This window comes from Mesorhizobium sp. M0077 (assembly GCF_040322955.1).
In the GTDB taxonomy this organism is placed as follows: domain Bacteria; phylum Pseudomonadota; class Alphaproteobacteria; order Rhizobiales; family Rhizobiaceae; genus Mesorhizobium.
Map to the genome: position 1 here is coordinate 166272 of NZ_JAMYUL010000010.1, position 18468 is coordinate 184739.

The 18468-nt window shown below is 63.7% G+C and carries 16 protein-coding genes; 2 read left to right on the top strand and 14 right to left on the bottom strand.

The annotated features are described in order from the left end of the window. Positions 1-29: 29 nt before the first annotated feature. Positions 30-1007 (bottom strand): TRAP transporter substrate-binding protein, encoded by a 978-nt coding sequence (locus NKJ57_RS20195; protein WP_352512170.1) that lies wholly within the window; start codon positions 1005-1007, stop codon positions 30-32. 38 nt (positions 1008-1045) lie between these two features. Then, positions 1046-2455: a glucuronate isomerase gene (uxaC, locus tag NKJ57_RS20200; protein WP_031245394.1), complete on the bottom strand. Its 1410-nt coding sequence runs from the start codon at positions 2453-2455 to the stop codon at positions 1046-1048. 175 nt (positions 2456-2630) lie between these two features. Between uxaC and NKJ57_RS20205 the strand changes: the two genes are divergently transcribed. Further along, positions 2631-4139: a mannitol dehydrogenase family protein gene (locus tag NKJ57_RS20205; protein ID WP_023750365.1), complete on the top strand. Its 1509-nt coding sequence runs from the start codon at positions 2631-2633 to the stop codon at positions 4137-4139. A 28-nt stretch (positions 4140-4167) separates the two neighbouring features. Here the strand turns inward: NKJ57_RS20205 and lepB are convergent, their stop codons facing one another. The 7 genes from lepB to NKJ57_RS20240 form a co-directional block, all read right to left on the bottom strand. Then, entirely contained in the window at positions 4168-5205 is a 1038-nt protein-coding gene (lepB, locus tag NKJ57_RS20210) for a signal peptidase I (RefSeq protein ID WP_502902049.1), read from the bottom strand. A 234-nt stretch (positions 5206-5439) separates the two neighbouring features. Further along, a complete protein-coding gene (locus tag NKJ57_RS20215) occupies positions 5440-5847 on the bottom strand; it encodes a F0F1 ATP synthase subunit epsilon (RefSeq protein ID WP_023750363.1) in 408 nt (135 codons plus the stop codon). Positions 5848-5956: 109 nt separating this feature from the next. Further along, positions 5957-7528 (bottom strand): F0F1 ATP synthase subunit beta, encoded by a 1572-nt coding sequence (gene atpD / locus NKJ57_RS20220; protein ID WP_352512169.1) that lies wholly within the window; start codon positions 7526-7528, stop codon positions 5957-5959. A 70-nt stretch (positions 7529-7598) separates the two neighbouring features. Then, positions 7599-8483 carry a F0F1 ATP synthase subunit gamma gene (locus tag NKJ57_RS20225; protein WP_023668672.1) on the bottom strand — a complete coding sequence of 295 codons (885 nt, stop codon included), beginning with the start codon at positions 8481-8483 and terminating at the stop codon, positions 7599-7601. A 34-nt stretch (positions 8484-8517) separates the two neighbouring features. Then, complete coding sequence (gene atpA / locus NKJ57_RS20230; RefSeq protein WP_023684101.1) at positions 8518-10047, bottom strand: F0F1 ATP synthase subunit alpha; 1530 nt, start codon at positions 10045-10047, stop codon at positions 8518-8520. Beyond that, the gene (locus tag NKJ57_RS20235; protein ID WP_023736849.1) at positions 10047-10607 is read right to left on the bottom strand and encodes a F0F1 ATP synthase subunit delta; all 561 of its coding nucleotides are present in this window, start codon (positions 10605-10607) and stop codon (positions 10047-10049) included. The genes atpA and NKJ57_RS20235 overlap by 1 nt, the downstream gene beginning before the upstream one ends. A 247-nt stretch (positions 10608-10854) precedes the next feature. After that, a complete protein-coding gene (locus NKJ57_RS20240; RefSeq protein ID WP_023736848.1) occupies positions 10855-11250 on the bottom strand; it encodes an AGROH133_08824 family phage infection protein in 396 nt (131 codons plus the stop codon). Between the two features lie 39 nt (positions 11251-11289). Here NKJ57_RS20240 and NKJ57_RS20245 point away from each other — a divergent pair, with 39 nt between their 5' ends. Then, on the top strand, positions 11290-11577 hold the full coding sequence (locus NKJ57_RS20245) for a hypothetical protein (protein WP_023736847.1): 288 nt from the start codon (positions 11290-11292) through the stop codon (positions 11575-11577). 16 nt (positions 11578-11593) lie between these two features. On the opposite strand, the gene NKJ57_RS20250 is transcribed toward NKJ57_RS20245, so the two are convergent. The 5 genes from NKJ57_RS20250 to NKJ57_RS20270 all read right to left on the bottom strand — a co-directional run bounded on the left by NKJ57_RS20250 (position 11594) and on the right by NKJ57_RS20270 (position 18395). Next, complete coding sequence (locus NKJ57_RS20250; RefSeq protein ID WP_352512167.1) at positions 11594-12289, bottom strand: aspartate/glutamate racemase family protein; 696 nt, start codon at positions 12287-12289, stop codon at positions 11594-11596. Positions 12290-12398: 109 nt separating this feature from the next. Further along, complete coding sequence (locus tag NKJ57_RS20255; protein WP_023736845.1) at positions 12399-13733, bottom strand: lysine N(6)-hydroxylase/L-ornithine N(5)-oxygenase family protein; 1335 nt, start codon at positions 13731-13733, stop codon at positions 12399-12401. Continuing rightward, positions 13730-15550, bottom strand: a complete 1821-nt coding sequence (locus NKJ57_RS20260; protein WP_352512165.1) for an IucA/IucC family protein — start codon at positions 15548-15550, stop codon at positions 13730-13732. The genes NKJ57_RS20255 and NKJ57_RS20260 overlap by 4 nt, the downstream gene beginning before the upstream one ends. Beyond that, the gene (locus tag NKJ57_RS20265) at positions 15547-16611 is read right to left on the bottom strand and encodes a GNAT family N-acetyltransferase (protein WP_352512163.1); all 1065 of its coding nucleotides are present in this window, start codon (positions 16609-16611) and stop codon (positions 15547-15549) included. The genes NKJ57_RS20260 and NKJ57_RS20265 overlap by 4 nt, the downstream gene beginning before the upstream one ends. Then, on the bottom strand, positions 16608-18395 hold the full coding sequence (locus NKJ57_RS20270; protein ID WP_352512161.1) for an IucA/IucC family protein: 1788 nt from the start codon (positions 18393-18395) through the stop codon (positions 16608-16610). The genes NKJ57_RS20265 and NKJ57_RS20270 overlap by 4 nt, the downstream gene beginning before the upstream one ends. Between the last annotated feature and the right edge of the window lie 73 nt (positions 18396-18468).

Consider the following 18468-nt stretch of genomic DNA (forward strand, 5'->3'; position numbering starts at 1 on the left):
GGGCGGCGCCATGCCGCCCCGCCAGAAAATCACTTGGTCGCCTGGATGCGCGTCGCGAGGTCCTTGAGCTCCGGCGTCTTCAGATACTTGTCGTAGACCGGCTTCATCGCATCGATCAGCGGCTGCTTGTCGATCTCGCTGACCTTGACGCCGGCCTTCTCGACGATCTCTCGCGACTTCTTCTCCTGCGCGTCCCACAATTCGCGCATCTTGACGACGCTATCCTTGGCCGCCTGCTTGACGATCGCCTGGTCTTCCGGCGTCAGTCTGTCCCAGCTCGATTTCGACATCACCAGCACTTCCGGCACGATCTGGTGCTGGTCGACGGTATAGTGCTTGGCGACTTCGTAGTGCTTGGCGGATTCGAAGCTGGGCCAGTTGTTCTCGGCGCCGTCGATGACACCGGTTTCGAGCGCCGAATAGACCTCGCCATAGGCCATCGGCGTGGCATTTGCGCCAAGCGCGTTGACCATATCGACGAACACGTCGGACTGGATGACGCGGAACTTCATGCCTTTCAGATCGGCGATCGAGGTGATGTCCTTCTTGGTGTTGTAGAAGGAACGGGCGCCGGAATCGTAGAAGGCAAGGCCGACCAGATCATGCGTCTCGAAGGCCTCGAGGATCTCGTCGCCGATCGGCCCGTCCATGACATGGCGCATGTGCTCGACCGAACGGAACATGTAGGGCAGCGACGGCACCGCGGTTTCCGGCACGATGCCGTTGAACGGACCCATCGAGACGCGGTTCAGATCGATGACACCGGTCTGCGTCTGCTCGATCGTGTCCTTTTCCTCGCCGAGCTGCGCCGAATGATAGACCTCGACCGAATAGCGGCCGGCGGTGCGCTCCTTGATGAGCTCGCCGAGATATTTGACCGCCTCGACAGTCGGATACCCGTCCGGATGGGTGTCGGCCGAGCGCAGTACGGTCTGGGCGCCGGCAACGCCGATCATCAGCGAGCCGAAGGCGAATGTGGCTGCCACCAGTTTTGAAAAATGCAACATGACTGTCTTCCTCCCTTTTAAAATTCCACGCGCCCGGCTCACAGCCGGTACGCCTTCTTGGCAAGCGTGTAGGCAAGCTCCCGCGCCAGCTCATGCGCCTCGTCCTCACGCAGCCGGTGCTCGGCGACGAGACGGGCGAGAAAGGCGCAGTCAACCCGGCGCGCCACATCGTGGCGGGCGGGTATGGATGGAAAGGCGCGGGTGTCGTCGTTGAAACCGACGGTGTTGTAGAAGCCGGCGGTCTCGGTGGTCATCTCGCGGAACCGGCGCATGCCTTCCGGGCTGTCATGGAACCACCAGGCAGGCCCGAGCTTCAGCGCCGGATAGACGCCGGCCAGCGGCGCCAGTTCGCGCGCGTAGCTGGTCTCGTCGAGCGTGAACAGAATGATGGAGAGGTCGCGCTCCAACCCGACGCAGTCGAGCAAGGGTTTGAGCGCCGCGGCATAGTCGGTGCGGGTCGGAATATCGAAGCCTTTGTCGCGGCCGAATCTCTGAAAAATTCCGGGGGAATGGTTGCGCCATGAGCCGGGATGGATCTGCATTACCAGCCCGTCGTCGCGGCTCATCTTGGCCATCTCGGTCAGCATCTGGGCGCGAAACAGCTTGCGCTCGCGCTCGTCGTCCGAGCCGCGGCGGATGCGGTTGAACAGCTCTTCCGCCGCCGCATCGGAAAGATTGGCGGTCTCGGCCGTCGGATGGCCGTGGTCCGACGAGGTTGCGCCGAAGCTTTTGAAGAAGGCGCGGCGATTGTGATGCGCGTCGAGATAGCCGGCCCATGTGCCGGTGTCGCAGCCGGCGATCTCGCCCAGACGATCGAGATTGGCCGAAAATCCTTCGAAGTCGGGATCGACGACGGCATCCGGCCTGTAGGCAGTGATGACGCGGCCCTGCCAGCCGCTGTCGCGGATCGTCTTGTGCCATTGGAGATCGTCGAGTGCGCCCTCGGTCGTCGCGATGACCTCGATGTTGAAGCGCTCGAACAGCGCGCGTGGGCGATAATCGTCGCGCTGCAAAAGCGCCGCGATGGTGTCGTAATGGCGGCTAGCGGTGCTGGCGTTGAGCGGCTCTTCGATGCCGAACAGATGCTCGAGCACATGGTCGAGCCACAACCGCGTCGGCGTGCCGCGGAAGAGGTAATAGTGCTCGGCGAAGCGCCGCCAGATCGCCCTGGGATCGGTCTCGACCGGCGAGCCGTCGAGGGTCGGGACGCCGAGATCTTCCAGCCGCACGCCCTGGCTGAACAGCATACGGAAAATGTAGTGGTCGGGCACCACCAGCAATTGCGCGGGATCGGGGAATGGCTCGTTGAGCGCATACCAACGCGGATCGGTGTGGCCGTGCGGGCTGATGATCGGCAGGTCCTTGATGCCGGCATGGAGATCGCGCGCGATCGACAGCGCGCGCCCTTCGGCGGCAAAAAGCAGATCCGGATCGGTCATTCCCGCCACGTCGTTCCTCCCAGGGGCGATATCGGTAGGATTGGAAAGAAATAATGTCAACATACAAAAACTGGATTGTTGTATGATGACTTTTAACCGGCGTCAGGTCATTGTGCGGCGGAAGAGCGGATGTTACGCCGCTAGCAGATCCCGCCCCGCACACCATCCAGCGACAAGCCGCGCCATGACCAGCAGACGCCTTTCCAACGCAACAGTGCAATCCTTGCCGGCCTCGGTCGCGGTCCCCCCCTATGATCGCGCCAGTGTCGCCCCAGGCATCGTCCATCTCGGCGTTGGAGCCTTCCACCGTGCCCATCAGGCCGCCTATGTCGATGACTGCCTAGCGGCCGGCGAGACCGGCTGGGGCATTGTCGGCGTCTCGCTGCGCAGCCCCGACACGCGCGATGCGCTGACGCCACAGGACGGGCTCTACACGCTGGCGGTGCGCGGCAGCGATGGCGAAGCGCTGCACATTATCGGCTCGATCCAGTCGATGCTGGTCGCGCCGGAAGACCCCGGCGCGGTGCTGGCCGCGCTGACCGACCCGCGCACCCGCATCGTCACCCTGACCATCACCGAAAAGGCCTATCTCAGGGCCGCCGACGGCAGCCTCGACGAAAACCATCCCGATATCGTCCACGATCTGGGCAATCCCGGATCTCCCAGGACAGCGCATGGATTCCTGGCGGAAGCGCTGGTGCGACGCCGGGCCGCCGGCACGCCGCCCTTCACCGTGCTTTGCTGCGACAACCTGCCGGCCAATGGCGCCACGCTGCACCGGCTGCTGGTCGGGTTTGCAAAACTGCGCGATGCCGGCGCTGCTGCTTCAGGCGACGCTGCCCTCGCCGGTCATATAGCCGATGACGTTGCATTCCCATCGAGCATGGTCGACCGCATCGTGCCGGCAACCACCGATGCCGACCGGGCGCGCATCGCGGTCGAACTCGGCCTCGAGGACGCCTGGCCGGTGATGACCGAGCCATTCCGGCAATGGGTGATTGAGGACAGGTTTCCAGCCGGCCGGCCGGCCTGGGAGAAATTCGGCGTCACCATGGTCGAGGATGTCCGGCCGTTCGAGGACATGAAGCTTCGGCTGCTCAACGGCGCCCATTCGGGCATCGCCTATATCGGCCTGCTCAGCGGCCACGTCACGGTCGACCGCGCCTTCGCGGATCCCGCGATCCGCGCGTTCGTCGACCGGCTCTGGGCCGAGGCCATCCCGACCTTGCCTAGGGATGCCGGGCTCGACACCTCAGCCTATACGGCCGAACTTGCCGAACGTTTCTCCAACACAGCGCTTGCCCACCGCACGGCGCAGATCGCCAATGACGGCAGCCAGAAATTGCCGCAGCGCATTGTCGCTACCGCCATCGAGCGCATCCAGGCCGGCCTGGTCCCGGAGCATCTGACGCTGGTGATCGCCGCCTGGATCGCCGCCTGCGAGGCGCGCGGCAAGGACCTACCGGAAGCCCACTTTACCGATCCGCTCGACGCGGCGCTGGCGGCGCTCGACGAACGACGGATGCTGGAACGAGTAGCGGCGGTGTTCGACTGGGCCGGCTTCGCCAGCGGCAAGCCCGAGCGGCAGACGCTGATCGAACTGGTCGCCGCTCATCGCGAGCATATCCTGCAAGGCGGGATCGTGCTTGCGCTCTCAGCGCTCGGCATACCGGAGCCGACAAACGTAGGCTGAAGGTGGTCCGGAACCGCCCATTTCAAGCCTATTGTCCCGCCGGAGCGTCCAGCCTCTGCCGCGACGAATACTCCGTGCCTTGCGAATTCCAGAACAGTCGCACTGCCTTACCGACCAGGTTTTCGGCAGGAACGAAGCCGACACTGAGCCGGCTATCGGAGGAATTATCCCTGTTGTCGCCAAGCACGAAATAGTGGCCTTCGGGCACGTCGAACACCCGCGTGTTGTCGGTTATTGAATTGTCCGTAAGACTGATGACGGAATAGGAAACGCCGTTGGGGAGGGTTTCACGTTGCAGTCTGGCGCTTTGGGGAGAGTCCTCGGAGCTGTACGGACCAACATCCTCGAGTTTGACCGCCACACCATTGATGCGAAGGATTCCGTCGACCATCTGGATTTTGTCGCCCGGCAGTCCAACGACCCGCTTGACGTAGTCGATGCTCGGATCCGCTGGAAATTTGAACACCACAATATCTCCGCGCTTCGGCTCGGCGGCAAAGACCCGGCCTTCGAAGGGCAGCAGCCCAAGAGGAACACTGTAGCGGCTGTAACCATAGGCAAACTTCGAGACGAAGAAATAGTCGCCGAGTTCCAGCGTTGGTGTCATGTTGCCTGCCGGGGTCGAAAACGGCTGGAAGAGGAATGTGCGGATCGCTAACGCGGCTCCGTAGGAGGTCAGCACGGCCAACAGCAGCACCGAAAGGCCGTGTGAATACCACCGGTTCGGTCTGTATCGTGACGCGAAAGGCACGACGAGCGCTACCCACAGGACCATGAGACCTAAACTGGAGAGATCCACCAGCCAGGCGAGATCGACCCCCGGCAGAACCGGGAATCCCACATATGTCAGCGCAATGCTTATGGCGCTGATCACCACCAGGCTGGCAACCGCCGGCCGGCCGGCGCCGATCCAAAGGAACCCGCCGAACGGACCGCCAAAGGCCGCGATCAGCGCCGTCGTCCACCGGGATCGCGAGGCCGCTTCCGGTTGCGTTGTCTGTTCCGTCATCGGCCACCCCAAATCGATAGACAGCCGGACTGTCGAACAACCAGAAAGCAGGGGCAAGCCCCGATCCGACTGTACCGCCGCAGCCAAATCGCGGTTCCGCCGGCGCCATCGCCTGATACAAGCTCATCTCGCCCTGACTGGCAGCCGGCATGCCGCCACCCGATCTGATCATGCTGGCTGCCCGCCCCGAAATCCCGCCAAGGCCCTGCGCCTATGCGAGACGATCCAGGATGGCGGCCGCAACAAAAAAGCCGGGCTGAGCCCGGCCTTTTCTTCAAGTCATTCTGCGGCTTACGCCGGCAGCAGTGCGCCTTCGAGCGTGGTCAGCTGGGCGAGGAACTGCTCGGCCTTGCTGCGGGACTGATCGTCCTTGGCGTCAGCGGCGTCTTCCTTGGCTTCCTGGATGCGGCGGGCGAGATCGGCGCGGTCGATATCGCCGACGGCAACCGCCGATTCGGCCAGCAGCGTGCAACCGGCCGGAACGATGTCGGCAAAGCCGCCGAACACCACATAGCGCTCTTCCTTGCCGCCGGCGGTCTTCAGCGTGACGACGCCCGGCTTGATCGTGGTCATGACTGGCGCATGGTGCGCCATGACTGTCATTTCACCTTCGGCGCCTGGAATGACGACGGACTCGACCTGCTCGGAAACCAGGAGGCGCTCCGGCGAGACCAGTTCGAACTTGAAAGCTTCAGCCATGTCAATTTAGTGAGTAGGGAATAGTGAGTAGGGAGTAGGGAGAGGACAGCTGTCCTGATCACCCGGCCGCTATTCACTACTGACTACTGACTACTCCCTATTGCCTTGATTACGCTGCTTCTGCCGCCAGGCGCTGAGCCTTCTCGACCGCTTCGTCGATGCCGCCGACCATGTAGAAGGCGGCTTCCGGCAGGTGATCGTAGTCGCCGTTGCAGAGGCCCTTGAAGCCCTTGATTGTGTCGGCGAGGTCGACCAGCTTGCCCGGCGCACCCGTAAACACTTCGGCGACGAAGAACGGCTGCGACAGGAAGCGCTCGATCTTGCGGGCGCGGGCCACCGTCTGCTTGTCCTCTTCCGACAGCTCATCCATGCCAAGGATGGCGATAATGTCCTGCAGCGACTTATAGCGCTGGAGGATCGACTGCACCTGGCGGGCGACGGCATAGTGCTCCTCGCCGACGACCAGCGGATCGAGCATGCGCGAGGTCGAGTCGAGCGGATCGACGGCGGGGTAGATGCCCTTTTCCGAGATCGCGCGGTTGAGCACGGTCGTCGCGTCAAGGTGAGCGAACGAGGTCGCCGGCGCCGGGTCGGTCAAATCGTCGGCCGGCACGTAAATCGCCTGCACCGAAGTGATCGAACCCTTGGTCGTTGTGGTGATGCGTTCCTGCAGCGCACCCATGTCGGTGGCCAGCGTTGGCTGGTAACCCACGGCCGAAGGAATACGGCCGAGCAGCGCCGACACTTCAGAACCGGCCTGCGTGAAGCGGAAGATGTTGTCGACGAAGAACAGCACGTCCTGGCCCTGGTCGCGGAAATATTCGGCGACCGTCAGGCCGGTCAGGCCGACGCGGGCACGCGCGCCCGGCGGCTCGTTCATCTGGCCATAGACCAGTGCCGCCTTGGAGCCTTCGCCGCCGCCCTTCTTGTTGACGCCGGACTCGATGAACTCGTGATAAAGATCGTTGCCCTCGCGGGTGCGCTCGCCGACGCCGGCGAAGACCGAGAAGCCGCCATGCGCCTTGGCGACGTTGTTGATCAGCTCCTGGATCAGAACCGTCTTGCCGACGCCGGCGCCGCCGAACAGGCCGATCTTGCCTCCGCGGGCGTAGGGCGCCAGAAGGTCGAGCACCTTGATGCCGGTGATCAGGATCTGCGCTTCCGTCGACTGTTCGACATAGGTAGGCGCCGGCTGGTGGATGGCGCGCATCTCGATGCCGTCGACCGGGCCTTCTTCGTCGACCGGCTCGCCGATGACGTTGATGATGCGGCCGAGCATGCCCGGGCCGACCGGAACGGTGATCGGCGCGCCGGTGTCATAGACGTCCTGGCCGCGAACCAGGCCTTCGGTGGAATCCATGGCGATACAGCGCACGGTGTTTTCGCCCAGATGCTGGGCAACTTCGAGCACCAGGCGGTTGCCGACATTGGAGGTTTCGATGGCGTTCAAAATGGCCGGCAGATGATCGCCGAACTGCACGTCGACGACGGCGCCGATGACCTGGCGAACCTTGCCGATGGCGCCGGTCTTCTTGACGGCAACGCTCGTCGTCTTCACTGCCGGGGCCGCGGCCTTGGCGGGCGCGGCCGCCTTCTTGGCCGGAGCGGCCTTCGCCACTGCTGCCGGAGCCTTTGCGGCCGCCTTGGGGGCCGTCTTCGCGGGGGTCGCTGCTTTCGCCATCGTCTTTACCCTTCTCGTCCTTTGTTTCTCACGCTCCATCAGAAGGTCGATGACCTCCTGGCGGTCGCGCCTAGAGCGCTTCGGCGCCCGAAATGATTTCGATCAGTTCCTTGGTGATCTGCGCCTGCCGCTGGCGGTTATAGGTGATCGACAGTTTGTTGATCATGTCGCCGGCATTGCGCGTTGCATTGTCCATGGCGCTCATTTTGGCGCCCATCTCGCCGGCTGCGTTTTCGAGCAGCGCGCGGAAGACCTGGACCGAGATGTTGCGCGGAATGAGGTCGGTGAGGATCTCGCCCGGCTCCGGCTCGTATTCGTAGACGGCATTGCCACCGGCGGTCGCTTCGGCGGGAGCGGAAGCCACGCCGGCAGGAATGATCTGCTGCGCGGTCGGAATCTGGCTGATCACCGACTTGAACTGCGAATAAAACAGCGTGCAGATATCGAAGCCGCCTTCGCCGAACAGATGGATGATCTTACGGGCGATCGCATCGGCATTGACGAAGCCGAGCTTCTTGACATCGCGCAGGTCGACGCGGTCGATGATCAGCGAGGCATAGTCTCGGCGCAGAATGTCGAAACCCTTCTTGCCGACGCAGATGATCTTGACCTGCTTGCCGTCGGCCAGAAGCCGGCGGATATGGTCGCGGGCCAGACGTGCGATCTGCGAGTTGAAGCCGCCGCACAGGCCGCGCTCGGCGGTGCAGACGACGAGCAGATGCACATCGTCCTTGCCGGTGCCGGTCATCAGCGCCGGGGCATCGCCGCCGCCGCCGATCGCCTGCGTGATATTGGCCAGCACCGCACCCATCCGCTCGGAATAGGGACGCGCCGCCTCCGCTGCTTCCTGCGCGCGGCGCAGCTTCGCCGCGGCGACCATCTGCATCGCCTTGGTGATCTTCTGCGTCGCCTTGACCGAGGCGATACGGTTACGAAGGTCTTTTAATGAAGGCATGCTTCAAACCTGATCCCGAGCGTCCGGCTTCTTCTCAAGCGAAGGTCTTGGCGAAGGCGTCGATCTCGGCCTTCAGCTTGGCGCGCAGATCGTCCGACAGCGCCTTTTCCTTGCGGATGCCGTCCAGCACGTCCTTGCCGGCCGAGCGCATATGGCTGAGCAGGCCGTGCTCGAACTTGCCGACCTGGTTCAGCGCCAGCTTGTCGAGATAGCCGTTGACGCCGGCGAAGATCACCGTGACCTGCTCCTCGACCTTGAGGGGCGAGAACTGCGGCTGCTTCAACAGTTCGGTCAGGCGCGAGCCGCGGTTGAGCAGGCGCTGCGTGGCGGCGTCGAGATCGGAGCCGAACTGCGCGAACGCAGCCATTTCGCGGTACTGCGCGAGCTCGCCCTTGATCGAGCCGGCGACCTGCTTCATCGCCTTGATTTGCGCCGACGAACCGACGCGCGACACCGACAGGCCGACGTTGACCGCCGGACGGATGCCCTGGAAGAACAGGTTGGTTTCGAGGAAGATCTGGCCGTCGGTGATCGAGATCACGTTGGTCGGGATGTAGGCCGACACGTCGTTGGCCTGCGTCTCGATGATCGGCAGCGCGGTCAGCGAACCGCCACCCAGATCGTCGTTGAGCTTGGCGGCGCGCTCGAGCAGGCGCGAATGCAGGTAGAACACGTCGCCCGGATAGGCTTCGCGACCCGGCGGGCGGCGCAGCAAGAGCGACATCTGGCGATAGGCGACGGCCTGCTTCGACAGATCGTCATAGCTGATCAGCGCATGCATGCCGTTGTCGCGGAAATATTCGCCCATGGTGGCGCCGGTGAACGGCGCCAGGAACTGCATCGGCGCCGGATCGGAAGCTGTGGCGGCGACGATGATCGAATATTCAAGGGCGCCGCGCTCTTCGAGAACCTTCACGAACTGCGCGACCGTCGAGCGCTTCTGCCCGATGGCGACGTAGACGCAGTAGAGCTTTTCCTTTTCCGGCCCGTTGTCGTGCACGGCCTTCTGGTTGAGCATCGTGTCGAGGATGATCGCGGTCTTGCCGGTCTGGCGATCGCCGATGACCAGCTCGCGCTGGCCGCGGCCAACGGGGATCAGCGCATCGATGGCCTTGAGGCCGGTCGACATCGGCTCGTTGACCGACTTGCGCGGGATGATGCCTGGCGCCTTGACGTCGACGCGCTTGCGTTCGGTCGCCTTGATCGGGCCCTTGCCGTCGATCGGATTGCCTAGCGCGTCGACGACGCGGCCGAGCAGGCCCATGCCGACAGGCGTATCGACGATGGCGCCGGTGCGCTTGACGATGTCGCCTTCCTTGATGTCGCGGTCGGCGCCGAAGATGACGACGCCGACATTGTCGGCTTCGAGGTTGAGCGCCATGCCGCGGATGCCGCCGGGGAACTCGACCATTTCGCCGGCCTGGACATTGTCGAGGCCGTAGACGCGAGCGATACCGTCACCGACGGACAGCACCTGGCCGACTTCGGAGACCTCGGCCTCCTTGCCGAAATTCTTGATCTGGTCTTTGAGAATTGCGGAAATTTCCGCGGCGCGGATGTCCATCAGCCGACCTCTTTCAGTGCAAGCTTGAGCGAATTGAGTTTGGTTTTGAGCGACGTATCGATCTGGCGCGAGCCCATCTTGACCACCAGCCCGCCGAGCAGCGACGGATCGACGGTAACAGTGATGGCCACGTCCTTGCCGGCGACGCTTTTCAGCGCGGCCTTGAGTTCCGTCTGCTGGGCAGCCGTCAGTTCATGCGCCGAAGTGACCTCGGCTGATGTCTCACCGCGCTGTTCGGCAGAGATCCGGCGAAATGCCTTGATCATGCCGGGCACCGCGAAGAGCCGGCGGTTGCGGGCGACGACGCGCAGGAAATTGCCGGTCAGGCCAGTGATGCCGGCCTTGTCGGCGATCGACGCGATTGCCTTGGCCTGGTCCTCGCTGGAGAACACCGGGCTGTTGATGAGGCGCGTCAGGTCGGCGCTGTCATCCAGCATCCTGGCGAAACTGTTGAGGTCGGCCTCGACCTTGGCCACCGAATTCGACTGCCGCGCAAGTTCGAACAGCGAACCCGCGTAGCGTTCTGCGACACCCGAGATTGGCGATGACGATTGAGCCACGGACCGTCTTTTCTCTTGTCTGAGGGGCCGCAGATTGTTGGCGCGAGCAAAAACTCTGGCTAAATCTTTGACCTTACTAAGTTTTTCCAAGCACGGAGGCGCGGCTTCCGCTATCCCCGGCCGAAAGTCGATTGCCGTCTAGCACAGGCATTTTAAGACCGCAATGCGTCGTCCCGCATTGCTTTTCGGGCACTATTGTCGCATCCGGCCGCAGAGTTCAACTGAAGCCTTTGGATTGGCTGCCGATTCAGGGCAGAAAGCCGAAGACGAAGGCAAGAGGCAACGCGGCCAGGACGAGTTCGACGACGATCGACGCCCAGTTGAAAGGCGTGTTGGCGCCGTCCGACATCATCGACAGCAAACGGCCAAAAGCGGTGAACAGCCAGGAAAAGCCGAGTGCCATATAGAGCCACGGCTGCGCCAACAGAATGCAGCACAGGCTGACGCCGAGATAGAAGCCCGACATCCGGCCGCGCCCTTCCGCGATTGCCGCTCCCCTTTCGGGCCGGACCTGCAGCCGCAGAATCCGAAATGCCAGCCCTGGCGCGAGGAAAAACAGCAGACCGAGCGCCAAGGTGACGACGGCGCTGGACCAAGCCAGCCATTCGCCCTGGCTGGTCGGCCACGGAAACGCAAATTCCATCTTGCTTTCATCCCCTCACAGCAATGCCGGATGTATTGAATGTCGCTGCAAAAAGAAGTCAAGCGCGCGGCAGTTTTGGCACGCAATTCGTTAAGGAGCGGAAGGCTGTTTAGGCCGCGCGCGCGTCCGGCCAGCATCGTGGCCAACCTGTATTATCAGGCGACGCCTCCCTCCTATCTGCAGGACCGGTTTTGCACAGCCAAAGGCCCCGACACCGATCGCCTTTATTTCCTGACCAGGCACCTCAATCTGGCCGGCACGGAAGCAGATCGATGGAAGCTGAAAGTTGTCGGCAGCGGCAATGTCGCCGTGGCCGCCCAGCCCTGATCTCTGTTTTGGCCCTTCAGGGCAGCATGAATGCGACCGCCGCCTCGGCATGGATGCGCGTGGTGTCGAACACCGGAATGTCGAAATCGCGCTCGCCAATCAGCATGGTGATCTCGGTGCAGCCCATGATGACGCCATCGATCTTCTCATCGCGCCGCAGACGGGCGACCTCGTCGATATAGGCCGCCTTCGATGCCGCGTTGACGATGCCCCGGCAGAGCTCGTCGTAGATTACCTGGTGCACCATGTCGCGCCCGGCCTGGTCCGGCACCACGGGCTGCAGCCCGTATTTCTCCGTCAGCCGGCCCTTGTAGAAATCCTGCTCCATGGTGAAGCGGGTCGCCAGCAGCACCGGCCGCTTGACGCCGGCGCCCTTGACCGCGACGGCCGTGGCGTCGGCAATGTGGATAAGCGGGATCGACACCGCCGCCTGCACCCGGTCGGCGAGCTTGTGCATGGTGTTGGTGCAGATCAAAAGCCCCTCTGCGCCGCCCGCCTCCAGCTTGCGCGCCGCATCCGCCAGCAGCACGCCCGCACTGTCCCAGTCGCCATGATGCTGCCGGTCGGCGATTTCGGCGAAGTCGAAGGAATAGAGCAACAGCTTTGCCGAATGCAGCCCGCTCAGCTGCTCGCGCACGATCTCGTTGAGCAGGCGATAATAGATCGCCGTCGATTCCCAGCTCATGCCGCCGATGAGGCCAAGGGTTTTCATGCGCTGAGCCTCCAGCAGGACCGAACGATCTCTCTCACAGAAAAGCTTTAGGGTTGATGTCAACCTTAACGCGCGCCGTACCACGCTCTTCGGCCCGCCTCCACAAACATCACCGCGCGCCCGATTCGGTCATCCTCGCATTGGCGCCGAGATGATGCAGGCTTTGTATCGTGTGCCTTGAACTCCAGGCAACCGGCGGATCGGGCAGATCGAGATCGAACTGTGCCCGCCCGAGCAGCGAATTGACGATCTTGGCGCTGCGCCAAGCCATCAGGCTGAGCTGCGGCTCGGCTATGCCATGGCTGAGCCGGCCGGCATTGAGTGCGTAGATCCGGCGGTCGTCGGGCCCGTCCCATTCGACCTCGAAGCTGGCGTTGAGCCTGTAATGACCGCGCTCGTCCAGCGCGATCCTGTTCATGAGCGGCGCCATGCAATCAGGAATGGCAAAGGCATAGCCGGTGGCCAGAACCACCGCATCCACGGTGCGCGTCTCGATGGCGCCGTCGAAGCCGTTGCGCATGATCAGCCGGTATTCGCTGCCTTCCCGCGTCACGTTCAGCACTTCGCGGTGGGGCGTCATGTTGACCGCCGTCGTTTCCTCCGAGAGGTGCCGCAGCGTGTAAAGCTGGCGATAGATCGCCTTCAGTGTGCTCGTCGATGCGCCGTCACCGGCAAGCAGTTGCTGTTCCAGGATCGTCTCGCGCCGCCCTTGCGGCAGCCGATGGAAGCTTTCGACATAGCCCGGCGTGAAGAGTTCGTCGGTGAAAGGCGAGTCGTCCAGTGGCAGGAAATTCGGCCGCATCGAGATCCACTCGATTTCGCGGCCGGCGAAGCGGTCGGAGGAGATCAGATGCAGAAGCACTTCGGCGCCGCTCTGGCCACCGCCGATCACGGCGACACGCTGTCCGCTCAGGCGATCGAGGCGGTTGGCGGCCTGGGCGTTGTGGAAGCATTGATCGGAGGCCGCCGCCCGCGCCCAGGCGGGGATGTTGGGCACCAGCCCGACGGCAATGGCGAGATTGCGCGCGTTCACCTGCTCGCGGCCGATACGCAGCCTGAAATTCGTTCCGTCGAAGTCGATCCGGTCGACGGCGCTGGCGAAGCGCAGCGAAGACAAGTTCTCGCCGACCCATCCGAGATAGCGGGCGAATTCCGGCCGCGGGATGGCTGAGAAATCCGCGTTGAGGAATTCATAGAACCGCTTCTGCGCGACCAGATAGGACATGAACGACCATGGGCTGGTCGGATGCGTCGCGGTGACGAGATCCTTGAGGAAGGATGTCTGCAGTTCGACGCCCGGCAGCATCATGCCCGGATGCCATTCGAGCCGCGTCGCCCGATCGAAGAAGCGCGCTTCGACGCCGTCCACCGCATCGAGATGGGCGGCGAGGCTGAGATTGAACGGCCCGATGCCGATGCCTGCGAGGTCAAGCGTATGGGTCATGGCGAACTCCTTATGGAGCTGGCTGGGCTGATGGGAGATCGCCGGGCTGACTCGGGGTTAAGCGGATTGTCGAGCGGTGTGCCAAGGTCGGGCAGAGGGCGTTCGCCGCTGTCGCCGTAGCCGATGGCGAAGCGCACCTTGTTGATGGCGATGCGTGGGATCTTCGGAGCAAACAGATCGAAGAGCGCGAACCGTTCCGACAGCTCAGGGTTCTGCGCCTGGTAGCGCTGGATGGCGGCGGCCAGGATGGCGTAGAAAGTCCTCTCGTCGAAGCGGTCATAGGCGGCCAGCGCCTCGGATAGGAAGCGCAGAACGCTGACGATGTGTCCCGTTTGCAGATGCTGGAGAAGATGTGCCGGCGGCCGGCGCTTCAGCGTCGACAGGATTTTGGGGTCGAGGCCGGCCAGTTCGGGAAACGGCTGGTCGACGAGATCGAGGTCGCCCTGGAAATCCTTGACCGCCACGCCGAGAGGCGTCGCTCCGTCGAGGATGATGGTGACGTTCTGGCCATGGGCGATGAAGCCGACGCCGTAACGGCACATGAAGTGATAGAGCGGCACGAACACCGTGGAGAACAGGCGATCGAGCCATGCCTCCGGACCAAGGCCGGACTGCTCCACCAGGGCGCTGGCGATCGGCCTGCCATGGGCGTCGCGCTGCGGCAGGGCGCCCATCATCATCGGCCGCTGGCCCGCTGTCAGAACCTTTTCGAGGCTTTCGCGCCATATGGCGCCCAGCATCTCGCAAAATTGATAGGGCGCGCCTTCAACGCCGGCGTAGTGCGGATGCGGATAGAAGGCGCCGGCGACTTCCTGCAAGACCTTGACGTCCTTGAGCACCGGGTCCGCGGCCGCCACCGTGGCCAGCCAGCGCGACAGATCGGCGCCGATCGCCATGTATTTGCCCGGCACGCCGCGCCACGCTGAGGTGTTGAGGACGGTCAGCGGCAGCTTGACGTGCAGCGCCTCGGGCCGTGCCACATTGGCAAGAGTGCGCAGCGACTGCAGGGGCAGGAACGCGTCGCCGAACGGACCGAGCGGCACCAGCCGGCCGGCGGCAATCTCGCCACCATATTGCGAGGCGATTATCGCCTGCCACTGCCAGGGGTGGACCGGCAGCAGCCTGTGCGTCGATCGCGAGATCCCGGCGGCGCTGAAAGCCGCTTCGAGCCTTGCGCGCTCGTAGTCGCCGAGTGCGGCCTGCAGCAGCGCCTCTTCGTCGAGCCCGCAGTCAAGCGCCAGCAGGCAGCGATCGCTGGCGGCGGCAAGCCAGAAGAGCTGGAATGCGGTGGCCGATTCTGGCGCGTAGCGCTCGAAGTCGTCCCGTCCCCAGCCAAGCCGTCCCTTGTTGGCAGGGGCCTTCGGATGGCCGTCGAGCAATGCCTGCAACTCGGTATCCGGCAGCGCGGCTAGATCGGCGGCCGGTCGATTGCCGCGTGCCTTGGCGATCCGCATGTCGGCCATCAGCGTGTTGTAAAGCTCCTTCGCATAGGTGCAGAATGTTGCCGGCGACATGCCGAGCGTCTCGCGCGCGTCGGCGAAGAAGGCGACCGCATCGTCGACCGGCAGCTCGATGCCGGCGTCGCGAGTCAGCGTCTCCGGACGGACGGCGATCTGGCCCCACAGGCGCCGCGTCGCGGCAAAGCGATAGGTCACGCCGGGGCCGGGCGTCAGCTCCCATCGGCCGGGCGAAAGCTCGCGCGGCGACAGGCACTCCTCGAAGGTCAGTTCGGAAATGGCCTTGGCGACGGCGTCGCGGTTGATCGCGGCCCAGCGTGTCGCCTCCCCCGCTTTGGCAATCGGTTGCTGCACCGTCACAGCGGCACCTCGCGGAAGAAGCGCTCGCGTTCGCAGCAGACCAGCGCCGCGCGCTTGTGCGGGAAGTCGAACTCCTTGACCTTGTCGTAGGCGGCGCCGGCGCAATAGCTCAGCATCTTCTGGTGCGCGGCGCGTGGCTCGCCGACGACGCGCTGCGTGCGCGGCTCGTCGAGGAACAGATAGTGGGTGACGGAGCGGAACAGTGACAGCGTCTTCGGCCGGCCGAGATGGCGCATATTGCCGATCAGCCCATGCCAGCCGCGGTCCCAGTCGAGCGGCTCATAATAGGGCCCGAGCCGGTCCTCCTTGGCCCAGTAGAACTCGAAATAGCCGGTCGGCTCGCCGTCGAAGCTGGCGATGACGCCGAAAATATGCGGATCGCTTTCCTGCTCGGCGAGATATTTGTCGAGATCCTCATGGCTCTGGGCAAGTTCCCAGAAGAAGGCGACGCGGCCATCGTTCATCCAGCGATGGAAGAGGTCGAGATCGGTCCGGCGGTCGATCGGCCGCAGCGACACGGTGAGGCCGATTTCCGGAATCCAGCGTTCGTACATCGGGCCGCAGGGGCGCGGTTGGCGCAATGGCGGCAGCCGGTCTTCCGGGCCGATAGCGGTCGTCAATGCCGGATAAGTGACATGCGAGGCCTGGCTGCGCCACAGCAGCGGCAGCTGGCGCAGGACCGAGCGATGGATGACGGCGCGCTCCGGTTCGCCTGCGGCCGTCTCGGTGGCCAGCGCCGAAACCGGCCACAGCGTCTTGGCCGCCGGCAGGAAGGCGCAGTCGAAGGAAGGATGCAGGCGCAGCGCGGCGTCGACGAGACCTGCCAGGATTTGCGGTTGGTCGAGGCGGCCGCCAATGAACGCGACATCGTCGATGAGCAGGCGGCCATCCGCGTCGGAGATGCGGGCCTGTCCCACCGCTGTTCCCTCAGCGTTGACCAGGCTGACATGGCCATCGCCGGCACGGATGGCGAGCGGCTCCGCGGCCGAGGCCAGATGCTGCCATCCTTCGTTGCCGGCGACGGTGGCGGGTGACCAGTTTTTCGCAGCCTCGATGTTCATGCGTATTCTCTCACATGCAGGGGGTTCGGAAGCTCGACGTAACCTGCCAGCGGGTCGGTCACTTCGGTGTTCTCATTGATGTCGCGCAGCGCGATCAGGAAATTGCCCTTGGCAGCAAGCGTCGGCGCGTTGAGCAAATAGTCGACGCAGGACCGGTCAGCCATCGGCGTGGCGGCCAGCCGCTCGAGCGAGCGGCGGAATATCGCCAGCAGATCGTCTTCGTTGGTGAGGCCAGCGGCCGCAAGGGCTGCGACGGCGGCGAAAGCGCCATTGACGACCAGATAGTAGCCGAACAGCTTCGCGGCCGCTTCCGCTGGGAAGACATGATCGCCCGCCTGACCAGCCTCGGGCACGAATTCGCGCAGCCTGGGCAGGAATTCCTCGACATAACCGGTGCCCTGGCAGTCGCGAAAATAGAGCGCATTCGGCCAGCCGCCGGCGAGGCCGACGACGAGGTTCTGCTGATGGGCGCCGAACAGCAGGCCGAATTCCGAGAAGGCAACGATAAACGGCTCGATGGCGGCATGAAGGAAACGCTCGAACCACAAACGCGCCGTTTCCTCGACAGGTCGCTTCTCGTCGCGGGCGATACGGTTGACCAGGTCGGACAGATGGCTTTCGGTACGGCCGGGATGGCGCTCGCAAAGCGCGCCGAGAACGGCAGCCGGCGGATTGCCCGTGCCGCGAAACGGATTTTCGCGAAACGAGACGATGGTATCCGTCATCAGCCGGCCGTCTTCGTCACGCAGGCCGAACCAGGCGGGCTCACCCAGCACCGTCATGGTCGGGCAGCGCCGCTGCAAGGCATAGCCGAGCTTGCCCTTGACCAGCCGGTGCACCGAAAGGCCGCGCCGGCACTCATGCTCCTCGACGATGCGCCTGGAATTGGTCAGGCGCAGGCTGAGCGAGAATTTCAGCATCCACTCGGCTTCAGCTGAATGAACCGTGCGCAGCGAGGTCGTGGCCCGCCACGCTGGTCCGCCGAGCCCAACATCGACGATACGGCCGGCGCAAAACAGGCGCTCGACGCGGTCTTCCAGCATGAGCCGTACGGCCTGCCACGGATGCATCGGAACGAGAACCTTGCCCTGTTGCTTGCCAGCCCGAGCAAGCAGCTGCGGATCGCTGGCGGCAAGCCCGCGGACCATCTCGGTGACATCTAGTGGCTCGACGCTGCCCCCAGTGAGGATGGTCGGGTCGACGGCCCACCAGCGCAGTTTGAACGCATTGCGGTATTCATGCCCGAAGCGCGCGGAATCCGTGTGCGTGAACTCTTCGCGACTCATCGGCGCCGGATGCACGGCATGGCCGAAGCGCAGGGCGCTTTCGGCGTCGATGAAATCAGGATCGCCTTCGGAGAAGGGCCGCGACGATCCACGCGCCGCAGTCGCGTCAGCGATTGCGGCGATGCTGGCCAGGCTGCGGCGCAGGAAGGTCAGTCGGCTTTTCGCTGTCGCCCGGCCGGCAATGTCGGGATCCGCCAGGATCAGCGCCAAAAGGCTGAAAAGGTCGATCTCGGTCGCTTCGCCATCGGCCCCCTCGTTACTAATATCGAGGCGCCAGAGCGGCATCGCTAAATCGTGGTAACCAACCTTCGAGCGATGCCGCGCCTCGACGAGCACCGCCGCGCGCGAGGCAGGGAAATTCAGACGCAGCACGGCTGCCTGCGGCCGAAACAGCCCGGTTTGCCTGGCGTTGACGAATTCCCAGCCATCCCATTCACGCAGCAACGCGTTGAGTAACGGGCTTAATGCTGAGGAAGATTCAGGTTTTACTTGTTCCATGTGCATCCCCATAAATCCTAATAATAGCGAATGCATTTACGTTTATACATTGTCGTCTTTAAACATTTGTGTT